The sequence below is a fragment of the Halobacteriovorax marinus SJ genome (assembly GCF_000210915.2).
Classification (GTDB): domain Bacteria; phylum Bdellovibrionota; class Bacteriovoracia; order Bacteriovoracales; family Bacteriovoracaceae; genus Halobacteriovorax; species Halobacteriovorax marinus.
In genome coordinates this window covers 2,089,121-2,106,851 of record NC_016620.1, presented here as the reverse complement: position 1 = coordinate 2,106,851, position 17,731 = coordinate 2,089,121, and the positions used below count along the sequence as shown (strand labels likewise).

The window sequence follows — 17,731 nt, the reverse complement described above, 5'->3', positions numbered from 1 at the left end:
TTTAATGGTCAGTTTTTGAAATTGAGGAAAAATTAAGGAATGGATCTTAGTCCTTAGGAAGAGGAATTTCAGAGTTAAATTTCTGAATAAATGACTTTAGTTTCTCTTCTTTAGAGAAGGCAAAGTAGCCTTTTTGACTAGAAAGGGGGGGAGTGAGAATTCTATAATCCTCTCTATTAACAGTATGAGAGTTAAGATCGTCTAGAAAACTGCGATTGTGAACAATTGCAAGATCGAGACGTCCACGTTTAAGCATTCTAACTAAATTCGTCGTGGATTCTGAGTATGTTATATCTAAATTATCCGATTCCTTTTCAAACTTCTTTCCAAGGGCCCAGCCTCTTACTACTCCAACTTTCTTCTCTTTGATGGAGGATAGGTCTCCGTTCCACTTGAATTTATTCTTCGCCAAAGTAACAAGGATAATACTATCTTTATAAAAGTAATTCTCTGTGAATATCATGGTCTCTTCGCGCTTAGAAGTCTTATAGGGCCCAATCAATACATCTGCTTTCTTATTTTCAACCATTCTTATGGCCCTAATCCAAGGGACGATAGAGATTTTGTAATCAAAGCGAAGTTTCTTCGAAGCTTTTTCAATGATCTCAACTGCGCTGCCGTGAAATTTACCACTCTCATTTTGAGTAAGTATTCCAGGGAAGTTTGCTCCAACAAAATGATAGATCTTGGCCACGGGACTGTGGCATAGGAGAGTTAAAAAGAATATGGTAAAAATCTTAGTCATTAATAGCTCTGTATCAGCATTTCTTACAATACTATGGCCATAAATTATTTAGTAAAGGTAAAAAAAATTATACTTTAATCGAAGGTATCCCAATCAATATCTTTACCAATCGTTACCCCTGAAATTGATTGAGGTTTTGATTTCTTGATAAAGGGAAATGAGAGTGACTCAACATTTTCAAATTCTTGCTCAAAAGCGATTGTAATGGTTTTGGGCATATTCTCTTGAAGAGTCGTAAGAAAGTAATCTTTTGGAAGATTTGCCATAATATCTTCTTCTCCCTCTTCGGTATCTATAAATTCCATAGGTTTTGAAGAAGTATTCTTAACTATGATGGCACCTTTTAGTTTTTCTGACTTAATATCCTTTGTTAGATTCCATGAACCAATGTGAAAGAAGTCTAGAAAGAACATTGATTTTCCATACTTCAACTTTCTAGGAACTAGAAGTGATTGAAGGAACTTTCTAGTAGAAGGGTCCTTGGACTTCTTTGCCAATTTGTCGGCCAGCTGACTATCTTCGATTCTCAGGATGTAAGCTCCTGGATTTTTAGTCGATTGAAAGAGTATATATTGGAACGCAATGCTAAATAGAGTGAATAATTTATGTTGGTTTAGGTGTATGTGGGGGATTTCGCATTCAACGAGGGTTTTTACAGATTCGTAGAGATCTTCTTTGCTGATGTCGCCTTTCATAAAAAAATTAGGTCCGTCTTTTTGAATTTTTAAATTAATATGTTGCCTTAATTAAGGACTATGTAACATATTGTCAACGAAATCGGGGACAAAGTGCAATAATTTTCTGGTTTTGATTCAACTTGCCGATTGACTCATGCCCTTAATTTCTCTAAGATGCCACTTTGAAAATATACATTTTATTAATATAAATAAGTCTAATATAACCTCAATTGGAGAAGACATGATCAACAACAAATTGATGGCGAAAACGAGAAATATCGGTATTTCGGCACACATTGACTCTGGTAAGACAACTCTTACTGAACGTATCCTTTTTTACTGTGACATGATCCACAAAATCGAAGATGTTCGTGGTGGTGGTGACGGTGCGAAGATGGACCACATGGAACTAGAAAAGGAAAAAGGGATTACAATTACATCTGCAGCGACGACTGTATTTTGGAAAGGTATCTCTGGTAAGGGAACAACTTTTGCTGACGGTATCGAAAAAGATACTAAGATTAATATTATCGATACTCCGGGTCACGTTGACTTTACAGTTGAAGTTGAAAGATCACTAAGAGTTCTTGATGGTGCTATCCTAGTTCTTTGTTCTGTTTCTGGTGTTCAGTCTCAGTCAATTACTGTTGATAGACAGATGAAAAGATATAATGTTCCAAGACTTGCTTTCTTAAACAAGATGGACAGAATGGGGGCCAATGCTTTTAACGGTAGAGATGCTCTTATTGAAAAACTAAATCACAACGCAGTTCTTATGCAACATCCAATTGGTGCAGAAGACGGTTTCTGCGGTGTTGTTGATCTCATCACTAAGAAGGCTTACTACTTCGACGGTGACAACGGTGAGAATATCAGAGAAGAAGAGTGTCCAGCGGATCTTGCAGATCAAGTTGAAGAGCTTAGAGGAACTATGATTGACGCCGTTGCTGAGTATGACGACGAAGTTATGGAAAAATACCTTGAAGGTAACGAGCCAACTGAAGAAGAACTTCACAAGTGTATTAAGATTGGTGTTCAGTCACTAGCTCTTACACCTGTTTACATGGGTTCTGCATTCAAAAATAAAGGTGTTCAAGTTCTTCTTGAAGCTGTTACTAGATACCTTCCTTCTCCACTTACTTGTGCTAAGCCAACTGCTAAGACATCTTCTGATGAGACTGTTGAGATTTCTCCAGATCCAGCAGAAGAGCTTCTGGCTATGGCGTTTAAGATTACTGACGAGCAATTTGGACAGTTAACTTATACAAGAATCTATAGAGGAACACTTAATAAAGGTGAGACAGTATTCAATTCAAGAACTGGTAAGAAAGTTAGAATTGGTAGAATGGTTAGAATGAACTCTAACGATAGAGAGAATATTGATTCAGCACACGCTGGTGATATCATTGCTATCGTTGGTATCGACTGTGCTTCAGGTGATACGTTCGTAGGTGACTCTGATTCAGTAGGGCTTTCTCTTGAAGGTATCCACGTTCCAATTCCAGTTATCGAGCTTTCAATTTCTTGTAAAGATAAGAACGAGCAAGCGAAGATGTCTAAAGGTCTTGCGAAATTCCTTAAAGAAGATCCAACTTTCCACGTTTTCACTGACGAAGAATCAGGTGAAACAAGAATTGCTGGTATGGGTGAGCTTCACCTTGAGATCTACGTAGAGAGACTTAAGCGTGAATTCGGTGCTGAAGTTACTGTTGGTGCTCCACAGGTTAACTATAGAGAAACTATTAGAGTTGAAGCTCCTTTTGATTATACTCACAAGAAGCAAACTGGTGGTTCTGGTCAATTCGGTCAAGTTGTTGGTGTACTTAAGCCACTTGCAGCTGATAGAAAAGAGAAAGAAGACCAAGTATTTAGATTCAACAACGAAATTAAAGGTGGTTCAATTCCTAACGAATTCATTGGTGCTTGTGAAAAAGGTTTCCAAGACGTTATGGATAAAGGTCCTCTTGCAGCGTTCCCAGTTATTGACTGTGAAATCTTCCTACAAGACGGTAAGTATCACGATGTTGATTCATCTGATATGGCCTTTAGAATTGCTTCAAGACAGGCGATGAGAAAAGCGATCAACGCTGCTCAACCAGTTCTTATGGAGCCAATTATGAAAGTTGAAGTAACAACTCCAGATGAGTATCAGGGTGGTGTTATTGGTGACCTTTCTTCTAGAAGAGGGATGATCCAAGGTTCTGAAACTGATCCAGGTGGAGAAGTTATCATCAATGCTGAAGTACCTCTTTCTGAGATGTTCGGTTACTCAAATGACCTAAGATCAATGTCTGCTGGTAAAGCAACATATACAATGGAATTCTCAAGATACCATGACTGTCCTTCAAACATCCAATCTGATGTTATGAAAGAGAGAGCTGAAAAACTTGCGAATGATGACTAACCTGCGGTCATAGTCCTGATAGGACTATGACGCTGAGTTTGCCATAGCACATTGCAATCACGATAGTGTTGCATTGTGAGTGTGGATTGCGCGCTCGCACCTTGGCACATGACAGAAGCGTTAGCGCCTGTCGTGTGAGCAAGGAAGCAAATTTTAAAAAAATAAGCCTATCTTCGGATAGGCTTTTTTTTTGTCATTTTTTCAAAGCTCATTCAAAGTATTTACCTAGGGTGCTAGTAATGGCACATGAAATTTATTCTTCTTATTGCACTAGTTTTATCCTCATATTCACATGCCTCTGTGAAGGCCATCTACGGTGAGGATGATAGACTCGAATATAGCGAGGTCTCTTTGGAGTACAAGAGGCTGGGCGATGCCACAGGTGCAATGATCGCTAAGTCAAAACTTAGTCTTCAAGGAACAAGCTACTATTTCTCTACTAAAACTCTGGGTGAAGAGATGATGGGAAATCAATTTAGAAATGGGTACCTATGCTCTGATGAAGCCTTTCATTCTCAACAAACTCTTTCTACTTGTTCGGGCTTTCTTGTATCAAGCAATAGGCTCTTGACTGCTGGACACTGTATCACTGGTAAGAAAGCATGCTCGAATTATTTGTGGAGCTTTGGCCTAAGTGAATCAAAGATGCGAGAAGGTAAAATCCATAGAGATAGCGTCTACTCTTGCAAGAGAGTTATAAAGAGATCTTCTGGAAAGAGAGATTATGCACTCATTGAACTTGATCGCTCTGTAGTTGGAGTCACTCCTTTAAGAATTTCTAAGAAGTCTTTAAAGAAGGGTGAGAAGCTTTTCACTATCGGACATCCTTCTAATCTTCCTCTAAAATTTGCAATGAATGGTAGAGTTGAAGAGATTAGTGGTGAGAGCTTTAAAACAAATCTAGACACTTTTGCTGGAAACTCTGGCTCTCCAGTACTTTTAACAAAGAGTAGAGAAGTCGTTGGAATTCTAGTTCGTGGCTCCCTAGATTATGTAAAAGATCTATCGAGAGGATGCTTTGTGGCCAATAGGTGCGAAAGAGTCAGAAGTAATGCTGACTGCATGGGCGAGAGCGTTTTCAACCTAGAATACCTTAAGTAAACCCCCGAAATCACAATTTCACTAAAGCATATAGTATAATTGACCGATACGCTCATGTATTATTATGAAGAGAGTGAAGAGATTATTTCTATTATTTTTTCTATTTGCTAGTCCTACTTGGTCTATGGAGGATACTAGTCTCATAGGTTTAGTTGAGAGCTCTCTAAATTCTTTAAATAAGCCATTTCGAGTACAGTGCGGTCAACGAGTTCTAGAAGAGAGAAGTTGTCCTTATATGGCCAAGCAATTTGAGCATGATAGTGAGACTGGACTCTTTTTTTGGATGCTCAGTGATTCTCCTTGGCAAAGTTGTAAGAAAACAGTTCCTTCAATTAATTCAATTTCGTCAGCAGAGCTCGAGCGCTCTCTTGCAAATAGATCTGCTCGAGACTTAGGGCTTAAAGAGGATTATTTTCAAAAATCACTCTCAATGTGCTTTGATACTAATTATAAAAATCATGAACAAGTCGAGTCTCAAAAGAAAGTTGCAGTGGCCATGAGCTATAACTATCTACATAAGATCGGTGACAACACTCAGAAACTCTCTAATGAAATGATTCAAATTAATTCCATACTTGGAAGAAACTTAGACCTAGATCTTCCATGTGCTGAATATAATTTACCTAAGAATTCTTATCTATGTGAAGAGCTTAAAAAGAAAGCTTGTAAGCCTCAAATGGGGTTGGGTGAGTTATCAGAGCATCTCTATGAAGATGCTATTGCGCCAATTATTGCAATTTCTAAAAAAATAAAAGAAGTGAGGTCAAAATATCGTGGTCGTGGCGCTGTTGCATTAAGAACGAAGAAAGTGAATGAATTAAAGGCCAGTGTCCATTTCTTAAAGGGTGAGTATCCTCTCCTACAAGGGGATAAATTATCACAGCATATAGAAAATATCTTAGATGGAGAAGAGACGTCTGCGTCGACTTTTAGAAGTCATCTAAAAGAACAGCTCATTAGTAATAAGAGAGCATTGAGAGAGAAGATAAAGAGCAATATCTCAATTGGTAATTGTATTCTCTATGGAGACAGTGGCAATTGTGATGAGTTTGAGGAAAAGTTTAGAGAAATTCCTTATCAAAGTACTCCCTACCAATTCAATAGAGAAGAGTTAAGTGCTGGGCCACAATCGAGAATGAGGCAATTGGCGAGAGAGGAGTTATATCAACTTCCAGAGTGTTTAGATCGAAGTCGTAATTTGAAAAATGACTTCAATTCCTTTGCGGCTCAAACGAGTTTAAATATTGGTTTAACAGTAGTGACCGGTGGTGCAGCTCTTGCGGTAAGAGCAGGACAGTTAGGGAGAATCGCACTGACATCTAGAGCAGCTGCTATAGGTGCAGATAGTGCTTACTTTGTTAATAGTATTGATAATTCAATAGAGACCTGTAACGAAGAGTTAAATAAACTTGAACAAGTAAGTGAAAGCGATCAAAACTTTAGTTGCCCAAGTAAGTCATTAAATGATTCTCCTCACTACTTAAAAAAGAGAAATATGAAGGCCTGTGTAACGGCGTCGCTTCTTAGTGGACTAGATGCACTTCCATTTCTTCCAGCTTTAAGTGGACCAATTGCAAGGGCAATAAATAATCCATATATACCAAAGTCTTCATTTAAGGCCACGAGTGCAGAGGAAGAGGTTTTAAGTAGTGCGCTCTTTAAGAGTTGTATCAAAAATAGAAGTTCAAAAAAATGTAAGGACTTCTCACTTGAGCATTCAAGCACCATTGAAGGAATACATAGAAAATGTCTTGATCCTAAAATTCTTGCTAGTCATAAAGAGCTATGTGTAGGAGTTGAGATATTTGCCAATAATAATTCAGTTTATAAGTTATCAGATATGGTTCCCTCAGAACTTAGAGGAAAGAGTGTCGTTGTTGAATTCAATTCGGGACGAGGTCATATTACTCTTCGCTACTTTAAAGAGGTTGAAGAGAATGGTGAGAAAGTTATGAAGGCCTTCTCATTTGACGGACCTTCTTGGCTCTTTCCAAGAAGAGTGAATGGAAGAACTCTAGCAAGTAATAAGAAAGCAGATAGCTTTGAGAGTTTGGACAATTATGTTCCAGGATCTCACTACTTAATTGATATTACTCCTGCTCAATTAGAGACCATTCACAATGTTGCTAAGAAGGGTGGTTTCTCGAAAGCTTGTACACACGACGCAAGAGTCGCTCTAGATGAAGCAGGTGTTCTCTCTATGCCAAAAGGTGTGAGTAAGACATTTGATAAAATAACGATAAAGAAATTAGCAAAAGATCTCAGTGAAAAATATGGACCTCCCAAGCATAGTACCATTCGTGCTTTAGAAGGTGGTCTTTCGGATGCGACAGGTGGTTTCAGTAAGGAGCAGTGGAATACTTTTGCTGTGACAGAGTTTGGTTGGTTAGTCTTAACCCCTACAGTTGTTGGAGCCGTTTATCCAGCTGCTGGTGCAGTTGCTACAATGTCCACCATTGTTATTGTAGATCAAGCCGGTGAGACCATTGCAATGAGTAAAGAAAAATATAATGAATTAATAGAAGAGTTAAAATCAATGTAGGAGATATTATGAAAGTTAAGTTAATCCTATTCTTTCTCCTTTGTCAGAGCTTAAGCTATGCGGGCAAAGATGAAGAGAATTACGAATCACTTAAAGAGACTGTTCAAAAAGTTGATATCCTAAAGGAAGCTAAGAGTGGTCCTAATTCAAGTATTAATTACGATTGCCATGATTGTATTTCTGAGGTGGAACTTTCTAAAGCCGTTAAACTTGATAGAGAAGAAGTTAAAATGGATAGAACTCTCTTTTTAAAAGGGAAAGACGATGGAGAGTTTACTATTATTAGAACAAAAGATTCTCCTGATAAAGTTACAATTAAATTTAAAGAGCGCTACCGCTCATGTAAGAAAACAGTGGCCCATCAAAATCCTTTGTCGGGACAAATTGGATTTAGTTGTATGTATTCTAGTTCTGAGTTTCGTGATGATTCAATCACCATAGATTTCTCTGATCGACCGCTTAAGGGAGATAGTGAGGCCATCAAAGTTAGATTGGTTAAGCTTAGTGCTAGTAATAAAGGTTTTATTAATGCTAGCTTTAAAGATCAAAGTGGTAGAGGAGTTACGAGCTCAAGGGGAGGGAGTTTTCTCTTCTTTGGGACAAAATATAATTTAGAGTAAGTAATTATAGATACTTAGCTAAGAGTAATTTTTACTAAGTTTCACAGAATCCTCGTTTTTAGTGGTATGTTGCACCGTGTTGAGACACTTAAAATGAGGTTTATATGAAAGTAGTGACTAAGGCCCTCTGCGTATTACTTATGGCCAGCAATGCAATGGCCATCAGTACACCTAAGGTCATTTATGGAAAAGATGATAGAAAAGAGATTAAAGAGCACTCAAGTAGAGCTGTTCATAAGCTTTCTCAATCTGTCGCTGGTATGGTTAATTTCTACGACCTATCTCCTTCAAGATATAATGGATATTCAACATACTCTAGTCTATCTCTTGGTGAGCGTATAAATGCGTGTCCAGGTGAGAGATTTGTAAATCAACCAACACTTATGAGCTGTACTGGTTTCCTCGTTGGAGAAGATACTCTTGTTACCGCCGGTCATTGTGTGCGAGAGGTTAGCGACTGTACTTATAATAAGTGGGTATTTAATTTCACTGTAGATGATGAATTAATTAAGGATCAGGATGTATACGGCTGTAAAGAAATCATCGCTAGAGATGAAGTGAGTCTTCCTATTATTGGAACAACTGATTACGCTATCATTAAATTGGATAGAAAAGTAAAGGGTCGCGCTCCACTTAAGTTTAGAACAAAAGGTAAAGTAAAGAATGGAGCAGATGTCTTTGTCATTGGTCATCCAATGGGGCTACCACTTAAGGTTGCAGATAATGCGACAGTTAAGGGATCGTTTGGAAAAACATTTAAGACCAACTTAGATACATACGGTGGAAATTCTGGCTCACCAGTCTTTAATGAAAAAACAGGTGAAGTAGAAGGAATTCTAGTTCAAGGTGCCCAGGACTTTGATACCTCAGGCTATTGTGTAGGTAGTAATTTTGGTCAAGGACACAATGAGATTGTCTATAAAATTACTCGCTTAAAAGCGTTGCAGGAATTATTCGAAAAAGGTAAATTGTAAATAATCTAGCGGCCCAGTTCTTTGGGCCGTTTTTTTTTCATATTAAAGAATTTCTCTTGAACTAATTGTTGATATAAGTTATACCTAATCTTTTCTAACCTATGATAAAGGAATTACTATGATTGAGACATCTCAATTGCAAACATTAGTTGCTGTGGCAAGAGCTAAGAGTTTCTCAAAAGCGGCGGAAGATTTAAATGTTACTCAATCTGCAATTTCACAAAGTATCAAAAATTTAGAGAATAAAATAGAAGTTAAGCTCTTTAAAAGATCTGGAAAGAAAGTTGTTCTAACTCCTGAGGGTGAGAAACTCTTTTCTTTGGCCTCTAGTTTTCTTGGAAATCTTGGGGACACATTAGAGGAAATTCAAAACGATAAAGAAAGTATGTCTGGTAAAGTGAGAATTGGAACACTAACAGGTGTTGGTAAGTCTTGGCTCGCTCACGAGATGTTAGAGTATGCAAAGAAGTGGGATGATTTGACTGTGCAGATTACTCTAGGCTTTCAAGAAGACTTAGTAAGGGCCTTTGAAAGTTATCAATTAGACTTCCTAATTCTTCCTGAAGAATCTCTTCCATCAGTAGGTGAGAAGACGTTATTAAGTGAAGAGATGTCAACAGTGGTTTATCCAAAAGATTGTGACTTTGATATTGATCCAGAAAATATTACTTTGGAAGATATCTCGACACTTCCTACTATTCTTTTTGAACAAGAAGATCACCTACTACAAAAGTGGTGTAAAGATATCTTTGGGAAGTTCCCGAAGAAGTTCAACGTACGCTATATCATAAATTCACATGGGAATATGCTCCAAGCTGTTCAGCAGGGGATGGGACTTGCAGTTGTTCCAAAGCATGTTCTAAATCGTTCATTCTTTAAAGATAAATTAAACACGCTTGGTGAGAAGTTCGAAGTCTCTAATGGTAAGTTTTATATTGTCTATCATAAGGGAAGTGAGGAGCTACTTAGAATTCAGTCGACTCTTGCTATGTTAACAAATAGCGAGAACCCTCTAAACTAAGTTGTGAACTCCAATGCTAGTTGAATTAAAAAATGCATTGCCTGCTCCAGTATTAGAATTTAATAAATTATTAAATGATCGCGGATTTAAATTAACTTTAATTGGCGGTGCCGTTAGAGATTTTATACTCTATTCAAAACTTTCTGATGACTTAGATTTTGAAATCAGATCTCAGAAATTTGTCGATGATGCAATTTGGCCAAGTATTTTAAAAGATCTCTTTAAAGAGATGAAACCACTTGGTGTAGCGGTAGAGAGTTTAAAATTTAATATATACCGTGTGACATTTAAAGGAATTGAGTTTGAAATCTCAAGTCCTCGAAAAGAAGTCTATGAACCTAATATAGGTGATTATGGGCACTCTGACTTTCGTGCAGAATTCTCTAGTAACTTCACTTACGAAGAATCTTTTGCTCGAAGGGACTTTACTCTAAATGCAATTGGAGTCGAGTTTACTGAGGAGTTCTCTCTCATCGATCCATATGGTGGAGTAGAGGCCGCGCAAAAGAGAGAATTAGATTTTATTACAGATGATTTCTTTAAAGATCCAGTAAGGCTTCTTAGAACATTGAGATTTAAAGTTGCTCATAATCTTACTTTAAGCAGAAGAATAAAAGATGACTTGGTTTACTTTAACTTGAATAAATTATCTCTTCATTACTTTGTTCAAGAGGGAAGAAAGATTGGTTTAGAGAATCTTGCTTATGAAATGGATTTCTCTAGAAGAAAATTCGCTCTTAAATTACCGAGTTGGGCAGAGGAGTTTAGTAAGTTTAACTTTAAAGCTTTTAAAGAATGCTATCATCTAGTTGATCTTGTCCTTTATTTTTCAACTCAAAGAGAAATAGCAGACCAAGAAGTACAACAGCTTGCTACAAATTTTAATATTAAGAAAACCACAGTAAATGATATTTTAAATCTAAGAGAATTCTACCTCGTCGAACTTTCGAAACTTGAAAAAGATATAGCAAACGATAGCTTTGATCAGTTTTGCGCTAGATCTTTATTTTTAAAACTAGCAAGGCTTAAGAAGGGAGTGAACCGAATTTCACCAGAGCTAATTGAGTTCTACCTAAGTTCTTCACTAAAGACTTTTCTCTTTGAAGATTTTGTGGAGAGTGACCTTTACAGAGAAATCTTACCTACAATAAAAAGAAGTGAAATTTCAATGCTAGGAATTTATTGTCATCTCCTTAAAAAATAGTTTTTTCTTGCTAAGATTAGAATATGGAAATTGTCTCATACGCAAGCTTAAGCAATGACATTCAAAAAGAGTATTTAAATCAAATAAAAGAGATCTTCTTCGCTTGCAGTTCAATAAAGACATTTAAAGATAGTGATCATAGAGAGTCTTTCTTTCAAAAGTGGTGTGGTGACTATTTAGAGTATAGCTCAAGAGAATTCTTTCTTTGTTTAATAGATAAGAGAGTCGCTGGCTATCTCTCTGGTCATTTGAACTCTAAAGAGGCCTTGTCGAAGTTTATCATTCCTGGACCTGAAACATTTGAAGATTGTTTTGAAAGGTTCCCTGCACACTTTCACATTAATTGTAGCCCCAACCATCAAGGTAAAGGCATTGGTAGAAAACTAGTGGAGCACTACTTAAGCGAGTTAAATAACTCTGGAGTAGATGGTGTACACTTAATTACTTCTACAGATGCGAATAATCTTGGTTTCTATAGGGCCTTGGGATTTGAACACGAAGTCTCTAGGCCCTTTAAAAAACATGAACTTCTACTCATGGGACGGGAAATTATTGCCTAAATAAATAGTGTAGCCTCAAATTTAAATCTATGTGACAATAACTATAGGTATGGTTTAATAGAGGATATATCTATGGTTGATTTACATTCTATATTAGCTGATCACAGATCTAAGAGCGCCGATGAGAGTGCTAAGCTTAGTGACTCTCACAATGCCAATCCTACAATTTCAAAGATCCCTGATATTTTCTTTGATCAAATACTTACTCATTTCAAATTAACTAGAGTTGAGATTATGGTTCTCATGTACTTATATAGAAGAGTTTGGTGTAGACCAAACCTTTATAAAGAGCATGGTATTTCTCAATTAATGAGTCACACAGAAATGGCAAAGCATTTAGGTATTAATTTAGAAGATATCTACCAATCGCTTAGAAGTCTGGAAGATTACAATTTCATTTCTACCATTCGCTCAGGTCAATACTTCGTTCGCAAGTACTTTACTAAGGACTTTGACGAACATTTTGGTCAGACCTATGATGACTTTGAAATTTAAGGTTTTCTTTAGGTCTGTAATTCGTTGAAAACACAAAGTATATTTTGTTAAAGGCATTATTCTTGTACAGAATTGCTTTACCTCGTATAATTTTATTGAAGAGGTAAGATGGCGGAAATAAATAAAAGTTCAAATATTATTGTCTATTGCGGAAATGATAAAGGATATTTCCAGTCTTTAGAGCAGAGATTTAAGCAGAGATATGAATCTTTGAACTTTTCCTTTGTCATTAGCTTTACAGAAGATGAGTCCTCTTATCTTTCACTTCTGGTAGATATTCTTAAGCTTAATCCTAAAATTATCTATATAGATTTCTCAGTAAATACTAAGTCCTTCTTAAAGCTCTCTAGACAACTCAAGCGTTTGTCTACTTTAGATCATGTTCCCATTGTTGGGTTAGTAGAGTCTAAGAAGTATTTGAGAGAATGTTCGGCTTCAGGAGTTGATTTTACCCACGTAAAGTGTGGAGAAATTCATGATGTTGTCTATCACCCGATGTACGTAGCATTTGAAAAGCAAGTTGCAAAACCAACCTTTGCAAAAGGGAAGTTTAAAGCACCTGTATCTGCTTCATTGATTAATGACTTCAGAGTTGGTTATATTACCCCTGAGTATATTCGTGCAGAGGGGAACTTTCATCAATCTAAAGGTGATGTTTTAGAATTGTCTACATCATTTCCTAAAGAGACTATTCCCTCTAAGCAGTTCATTGTTAATAGTGTGAGTGATAGTGATCTCTATTATGATTTTGATTACTCTTATGAACTTGGTATTCAATTTGTAAGCGAGCCATCCATATCGGAAGCCGACCTTGAGACGGCTAACGCTTTAGAAGATCCAAAGGCAAAAGAGAATCGTTTAACAGAGCTTCAAAATAATCTTAAGATTAAACAAGAAGAGCACGCGAATGAAGTAAGAGTGTGCAAGAAGAAGCATCTAGCGTGGGTTAATGATAAAATAACTTTTTCTAACCCTAAGAAAACTAAAATTCTTATTTTTGATGGAGAGATGAATTTCTTAGATAGTGTGAAGACCTCTCTAGATCAATTCCCATATACAATTAGATTGCAAACGGTTTTAACCGAAGATGTAGAGAGCTTAAGAAAAGTATTTCCTCACCTCATTGGAATGAATCTTATTTCTAAAACTTTTCTTGATAAGTTTAATAATCCAAACCTCACTCTCGTTGAAAAAGAAGCACTAGAAGAAGAGCTTAAAGAGCGAGAGACAAATTCTCTCAATCACTTGGGAAGACTTGTTAAGAGAGTAAAGGACACTGAGAATTACACTCCTTTTATTATTGTTTTTAATTGTTTGAATTTTACTTCAAAGTCTCTACAAGATACCTACGAGTATCCACTTATTATAAGTCATAAAGGTAAAATGGATCTCGACTATATTTTAAAAATGGCCGAGATCTTTGAGCGTAAACAAGTAGATAAGTATAACGCTAAGGTTGAGGCCAAAATTGCATCCCTTAGAAAGAAAGATCCTAAGAAGTATGGACGTATTACTAAAGCTGATTTTGAAGAGAAGCGCTACTATGTGAATAAGAATGATGACATGAGCTTTCTCTCTCTTACTCATGATATAGAGGTATTAACAATTTCTGAAACAGAAATTACTTTTAAATCTGAAAGACAATTATCTCCTTCAACTTATCGCTTTGATGTGCCCCTTAAGTGTTCAGTAACAATTGTTCCTACTGATGGAAATTATTTTCAAAAAGACGGACAAGATTTTATCTATAAGGCCTTTATTCACTCTGTTGATGAGATTGATAAAAAAGGAATTAGAAAATATGTGAATGATACTTTCTTCGCCGATCTAAACGAAAAGAGAGATAAAGAGCTGCAAGAGTTTAAGAATCTCAATAATTCAATTTTAGAAGAGAAGAAGTCCAAGGAAGAGAAGTCTGTTGAAGAAACTCTAGAAGAAATAAATAACGATAGAGATGAAGAGGCCCGCCCTAAAGATAATTCATCGATTGGTTTTTCTAGAAAGTTAAAGGACGACTAAGCTTTTCCATATACCTAATCTGATTTTTTTGATATCTAGACTCATGGATAAACTGCTAGAAGAAATTGACTCACTTCATAAAAGTCTTGAGACACATCGTGTTTATCAAGAAATCAATGATTTAGATGCTCTTAGAATATTTATGAGCTTTCATGTCTTTGCTGTTTGGGACTTCATGTCTTTACTTAAGTCTCTCCAAAGAGAAATTACTTGCGTAGAGCTTCCTTGGCGTCCATCTCCCTATTCAAAAGAAATAGTTAGAATGATCAATGAAATTGTCCTAGGAGAAGAGAGTGATGTGGACTTACAAGGTAAGGCCTGTGACCACTTTACACTTTATCTTGAGGCCATGCGCGAAGTAGGGTGCTCAACTGAGCAAATAGACTCTTTTCTTATTGATTTTGATTTATCTCCACTAGCTGATGAGATTAAGAATTTCGTATCATTCAACCTTGGTCTTGCCCTAGGAGATGAAACCCATAAAGTAGCTGCGGCCTTCTTCTATGGAAGAGAGAAGCTTATTCCAGATATGTTTGATGGTCTTCTTTCATTTCTAAAAAAACAATCACTTCATTGTCCTAAGTTAATCTATTACATAGAGAGACATATTGAATTAGATGGCGATGAGCACTCTATCTTGGCAAAGAAGTGTCTAGATGAATTATGTGCTGGAGATGAAGAGAAATTAGCTCAGGCCTACGAAGTAGGTAAGAAGTCTTTAGAGCTAAGAGTTAAACTATGGGACGGCGTTCTAAAGAAGCTCACAAATGAGGACTCATTAGCCTTAAGTTAATATCTCTATTCTTCTCTAGTTTTCTAGCTGCAACTATTCTTCCCATTAGTTCAGAAGTCCACCTTGGTTTCTTACTTCAAAATAGAAGTGAACAAGAAACTTATCTCTTCATCCTTGTGGCGACACTGGGAAATTTTCTAGGTGGGATGAGCTGCTACTTTTTAGGTAGGCTCGGTAAATGGTCCTGGTTAACTCGCTACTTTAAAATTGAAAAGTCGTCTATTGAAGCGCATAAGTTGAAACTTGATAGATTTGGTCTTTGGCCATCTTTCTTTTGTTGGCTTCCTATTATAGGTGATCCTCTCGCCGTGTACTATGGCTTTATGAGATCTTCCATTCTTACTTTTAGTCTATTCATGGGGTTTGGAAAATTTTTGCGCTATATTTTTATTCTCTATATAGTCGATCTTTAAACTCGGAGAATCTTTTCTTTTCTTACATAGAAATCTAATTCTAGAATCCAAGAGCACTTGGCCTTAAACTAGAATAAATTCATTTTATCAGGAGGATTAATGATGAAAAAGATTTCATGTCTTTTAGCTCTCTTATTATTTTCATCTCAAGTTTTTGCATCAGCAACATTTGAGAAGAGATTTAAAATAACAAGAGATGATCAAGGAAGAGTTGTTTCAGTTAAAGAACCAGGTCTAAACATTTCGTTTTCTATAGCGCCTTATCTAGAGCAAATTAAAGAAAATTTAAAGTATGAACAGGCCTTAATGAAGCAAAAAGGTGATTACGATTTAGAAATTGAAGAGCTAATAGCTCCAGATGCAATGGAGAAGGGTGATGCTAACTCTGAGAATATTGCCTACGTCGTTAGATCAATGAGAGCTCTAGAGCAAATTGATGTTGATGCTGTTTTCAGTTCACCTGAATTTAAAAATGTTATTTCAGCATACGAAAAGAAATTATCTGATGCTATTTCTTATATTGATCCATCTATTATAGCTAAGCCAAATAATAGTAGATTCTTTTACAAGAGACATGTGACTTATCAAGTTGTAACTTGGGCCTTGAATTTTGCAAAGAAGAGATTGAGTTCAATTCCTATCCTTAACACTGCCAGCTACGTTCTAGTTGAAGTTGAAAGAATGGTAAGAGAGAGAAGACTCTATCACCAGAATATGCTACTTCACTACTTAGAGCTATTTCCTGAAGGTGAGTTAGGTTTTACAAAAGCTGAAGCGGATGAGATTTTCTCTTCAATTTATGAGTCTCAAATTCCTTGGTATGCGAAGTGGGAGTCTGATGCAGCAGCAGCTAATTGGCATTCTTACGGAACAAATAAATTCTATACAAGCTTTAGAGCGGCTACATCAAAGTTAAGGGCCAATAGAATGAGATACTCTTCAATTGATGAAAGAATTAATTTTGCTTTCCAAGAAGTTGTAGCTGATGGACAAGATCAAATCGTTAACTTAATGAATAATGATTCTATGTTTAACGCTAAGCCAGCAGTAGCTTATATCAAGTCAGAGCCACATAAAGTAAGAAGAAAGAGAATGATTCTTCAATTAGCGGGACTTGGTGTAAGTTTCTTACCACTTCCTGACTTTATTAAGAATATCGCTGCAAGTTATATGAAGTCATTCTATGAAGATCAGAAAATAACTGAAGGTGCTCTCTTTGCTCACTTTGAAGTTCAAGAAGATAGAGAGATGATGTTAGAACTTAAGAAGCAATACTTAAATCCATTTGATAGAACATTAATCCTTGAATAAATATAGAGAAGAACTAGGCGCTATTAGCGCTTAGTTCTCTTTTAACTCCATACATCTTTCAACTCTATTTGTCGTAATAAACTTAATTTTTCTCTTTATCACTCTTCTAAGATCCTTATCTTCATCTACTGTCCAAACACCAAGTTCTTTACCAAAGAGGCGAGGTAGCCAGGCCATGAAGCGAGTCTTGTAATAGATATCTACACCGTAGTCTGAAAATGAAAAAGGAAGAAATTTATAAACTCTCATAAGTTCTACATCTCTCCAAAAATCTGAAATTTTTCTCAGTTTCTTAAGCACCCTAAGCGCCTTGGATTCAAAAGAGATCACTCTTAGCAGTTCAGGTTTTTGTCGATTATATTCTTCTATTAATTGGATACTTCTTGTATTTGGTGAATCTTTTAATTCTAAGAAGGTATAGAGATCCCTTGTTTCTAGATATTGAAGAGCTTCCTTAAGAGTAGCTATTTCTTCACCATTCTTTAAGACACAATTATTTTGAATTTCTCTAAGTCTTAGATCTTTTACTAAACTAGTGACTGGGCACTTTCTCCCGTCTCTGGACTTCGCAACTCGCACTAGGTCTTCGTCATGCATGAGGATAGCGTGTCCGTCTTTAGTGTGGTGAATATCAAACTCAACACCATCGCTACCGACATCTATTGCATTTTGAATTGAACTCATTGAGTTCTCTATAGAGTTCTCAGTGACGCCTCTGTGCGAAATACAATAAGGTTTAGCATTTAATGTTGAACTAATTGATGCTAAAATCAATAATACAAAAATCTTCATTCTTTCTCCCTATAATAGTATATCGGAAGTTGAAGAATTTTTTATTGATAATTTCATAAT

General features: G+C 36.4%; 16 protein-coding genes. 13 read left to right on the top strand and 3 right to left on the bottom strand.

Going from position 1 to position 17,731, the window contains the following annotated elements; all coding sequences use genetic code 11:
- Positions 1 to 46: 46 nt before the first annotated feature.
- Entirely contained in the window at positions 47 to 745 is a 699-nt protein-coding gene (locus BMS_RS09940) for a substrate-binding periplasmic protein (RefSeq protein WP_014244683.1), read from the bottom strand.
- Between the two features lie 74 nt (positions 746 to 819).
- Positions 820 to 1,440, bottom strand: a complete 621-nt coding sequence (locus BMS_RS09935) for a hypothetical protein (protein WP_014244682.1) — start codon at positions 1,438 to 1,440, stop codon at positions 820 to 822.
- Positions 1,441 to 1,663: 223 nt separating this feature from the next.
- On the opposite strand from BMS_RS09935, the gene fusA reads away from it, so the two are divergent.
- The 13 genes from fusA (at position 1,664) to BMS_RS09870 (ending at position 16,879) form a co-directional block, all read left to right on the top strand.
- The gene (gene fusA / locus BMS_RS09930; RefSeq protein WP_014244681.1) at positions 1,664 to 3,826 is read left to right on the top strand and encodes an elongation factor G; all 2,163 of its coding nucleotides are present in this window, start codon (positions 1,664 to 1,666) and stop codon (positions 3,824 to 3,826) included.
- Positions 3,827 to 4,072: 246 nt separating this feature from the next.
- Positions 4,073 to 4,927 carry a trypsin-like serine peptidase gene (locus BMS_RS17005; protein ID WP_014244680.1) on the top strand — a complete coding sequence of 285 codons (855 nt, stop codon included), beginning with the start codon at positions 4,073 to 4,075 and terminating at the stop codon, positions 4,925 to 4,927.
- 73 nt (positions 4,928 to 5,000) lie between these two features.
- Positions 5,001 to 7,469, top strand: coding sequence for a hypothetical protein (locus BMS_RS09920; protein WP_157868270.1), 2,469 nt, complete (start codon positions 5,001 to 5,003; stop codon positions 7,467 to 7,469).
- Positions 7,470 to 7,477: 8 nt separating this feature from the next.
- On the top strand, positions 7,478 to 8,089 hold the full coding sequence (locus BMS_RS09915; protein ID WP_014244678.1) for a hypothetical protein: 612 nt from the start codon (positions 7,478 to 7,480) through the stop codon (positions 8,087 to 8,089).
- A 104-nt stretch (positions 8,090 to 8,193) separates the two neighbouring features.
- Entirely contained in the window at positions 8,194 to 9,063 is an 870-nt protein-coding gene (locus tag BMS_RS09910; protein WP_014244677.1) for a trypsin-like serine peptidase, read from the top strand.
- Positions 9,064 to 9,181: 118 nt separating this feature from the next.
- The gene (locus BMS_RS09905; RefSeq protein ID WP_014244676.1) at positions 9,182 to 10,084 is read left to right on the top strand and encodes a LysR family transcriptional regulator; all 903 of its coding nucleotides are present in this window, start codon (positions 9,182 to 9,184) and stop codon (positions 10,082 to 10,084) included.
- A 13-nt stretch (positions 10,085 to 10,097) separates the two neighbouring features.
- On the top strand, positions 10,098 to 11,288 hold the full coding sequence (locus BMS_RS09900; RefSeq protein ID WP_014244675.1) for a tRNA nucleotidyltransferase/poly(A) polymerase family protein: 1,191 nt from the start codon (positions 10,098 to 10,100) through the stop codon (positions 11,286 to 11,288).
- 23 nt (positions 11,289 to 11,311) lie between these two features.
- Positions 11,312 to 11,848: a GNAT family N-acetyltransferase gene (locus BMS_RS17000; protein ID WP_014244674.1), complete on the top strand. Its 537-nt coding sequence runs from the start codon at positions 11,312 to 11,314 to the stop codon at positions 11,846 to 11,848.
- Positions 11,849 to 11,920: 72 nt separating this feature from the next.
- Complete coding sequence (locus BMS_RS09890) at positions 11,921 to 12,343, top strand: helix-turn-helix domain-containing protein (RefSeq protein ID WP_014244673.1); 423 nt, start codon at positions 11,921 to 11,923, stop codon at positions 12,341 to 12,343.
- A gap of 108 nt (positions 12,344 to 12,451) precedes the next feature.
- Positions 12,452 to 14,362: a hypothetical protein gene (locus BMS_RS09885; protein ID WP_014244672.1), complete on the top strand. Its 1,911-nt coding sequence runs from the start codon at positions 12,452 to 12,454 to the stop codon at positions 14,360 to 14,362.
- A 43-nt stretch (positions 14,363 to 14,405) separates the two neighbouring features.
- Positions 14,406 to 15,155, top strand: coding sequence for a DUF3050 domain-containing protein (locus BMS_RS09880; protein WP_014244671.1), 750 nt, complete (start codon positions 14,406 to 14,408; stop codon positions 15,153 to 15,155).
- Between the two features lie 146 nt (positions 15,156 to 15,301).
- The gene (locus BMS_RS17500; RefSeq protein ID WP_014244670.1) at positions 15,302 to 15,568 is read left to right on the top strand and encodes a YqaA family protein; all 267 of its coding nucleotides are present in this window, start codon (positions 15,302 to 15,304) and stop codon (positions 15,566 to 15,568) included.
- Between the two features lie 99 nt (positions 15,569 to 15,667).
- Positions 15,668 to 16,879, top strand: a complete 1,212-nt coding sequence (locus tag BMS_RS09870) for a hypothetical protein (protein ID WP_014244669.1) — start codon at positions 15,668 to 15,670, stop codon at positions 16,877 to 16,879.
- Positions 16,880 to 16,909: 30 nt separating this feature from the next.
- On the opposite strand, the gene BMS_RS09865 is transcribed toward BMS_RS09870, so the two are convergent.
- Positions 16,910 to 17,671, bottom strand: a complete 762-nt coding sequence (locus BMS_RS09865) for a glycerophosphodiester phosphodiesterase (RefSeq protein WP_044557491.1) — start codon at positions 17,669 to 17,671, stop codon at positions 16,910 to 16,912.
- Positions 17,672 to 17,731 lie beyond the last annotated feature (60 nt).

Coding starts and splice junctions, on each gene's coding strand:
- BMS_RS09940 (WP_014244683.1), bottom strand. CDS start 745: ATGACTAAGATTTTTACCATATTCTTTTTAACTCTCCTATGCCACAGT.
- BMS_RS09935 (WP_014244682.1), bottom strand. CDS start 1,440: ATGAAAGGCGACATCAGCAAAGAAGATCTCTACGAATCTGTAAAAACC.
- fusA (WP_014244681.1), top strand. CDS start 1,664: ATGATCAACAACAAATTGATGGCGAAAACGAGAAATATCGGTATTTCG.
- BMS_RS17005 (WP_014244680.1), top strand. CDS start 4,073: ATGAAATTTATTCTTCTTATTGCACTAGTTTTATCCTCATATTCACAT.
- BMS_RS09915 (WP_014244678.1), top strand. CDS start 7,478: ATGAAAGTTAAGTTAATCCTATTCTTTCTCCTTTGTCAGAGCTTAAGC.
- BMS_RS09910 (WP_014244677.1), top strand. CDS start 8,194: ATGAAAGTAGTGACTAAGGCCCTCTGCGTATTACTTATGGCCAGCAAT.
- BMS_RS09905 (WP_014244676.1), top strand. CDS start 9,182: ATGATTGAGACATCTCAATTGCAAACATTAGTTGCTGTGGCAAGAGCT.
- BMS_RS09900 (WP_014244675.1), top strand. CDS start 10,098: ATGCTAGTTGAATTAAAAAATGCATTGCCTGCTCCAGTATTAGAATTT.
- BMS_RS17000 (WP_014244674.1), top strand. CDS start 11,312: ATGGAAATTGTCTCATACGCAAGCTTAAGCAATGACATTCAAAAAGAG.
- BMS_RS09890 (WP_014244673.1), top strand. CDS start 11,921: ATGGTTGATTTACATTCTATATTAGCTGATCACAGATCTAAGAGCGCC.
- BMS_RS09885 (WP_014244672.1), top strand. CDS start 12,452: ATGGCGGAAATAAATAAAAGTTCAAATATTATTGTCTATTGCGGAAAT.
- BMS_RS09880 (WP_014244671.1), top strand. CDS start 14,406: ATGGATAAACTGCTAGAAGAAATTGACTCACTTCATAAAAGTCTTGAG.
- BMS_RS17500 (WP_014244670.1), top strand. CDS start 15,302: ATGAGCTGCTACTTTTTAGGTAGGCTCGGTAAATGGTCCTGGTTAACT.
- BMS_RS09870 (WP_014244669.1), top strand. CDS start 15,668: ATGATGAAAAAGATTTCATGTCTTTTAGCTCTCTTATTATTTTCATCT.
- BMS_RS09865 (WP_044557491.1), bottom strand. CDS start 17,671: ATGAAGATTTTTGTATTATTGATTTTAGCATCAATTAGTTCAACATTA.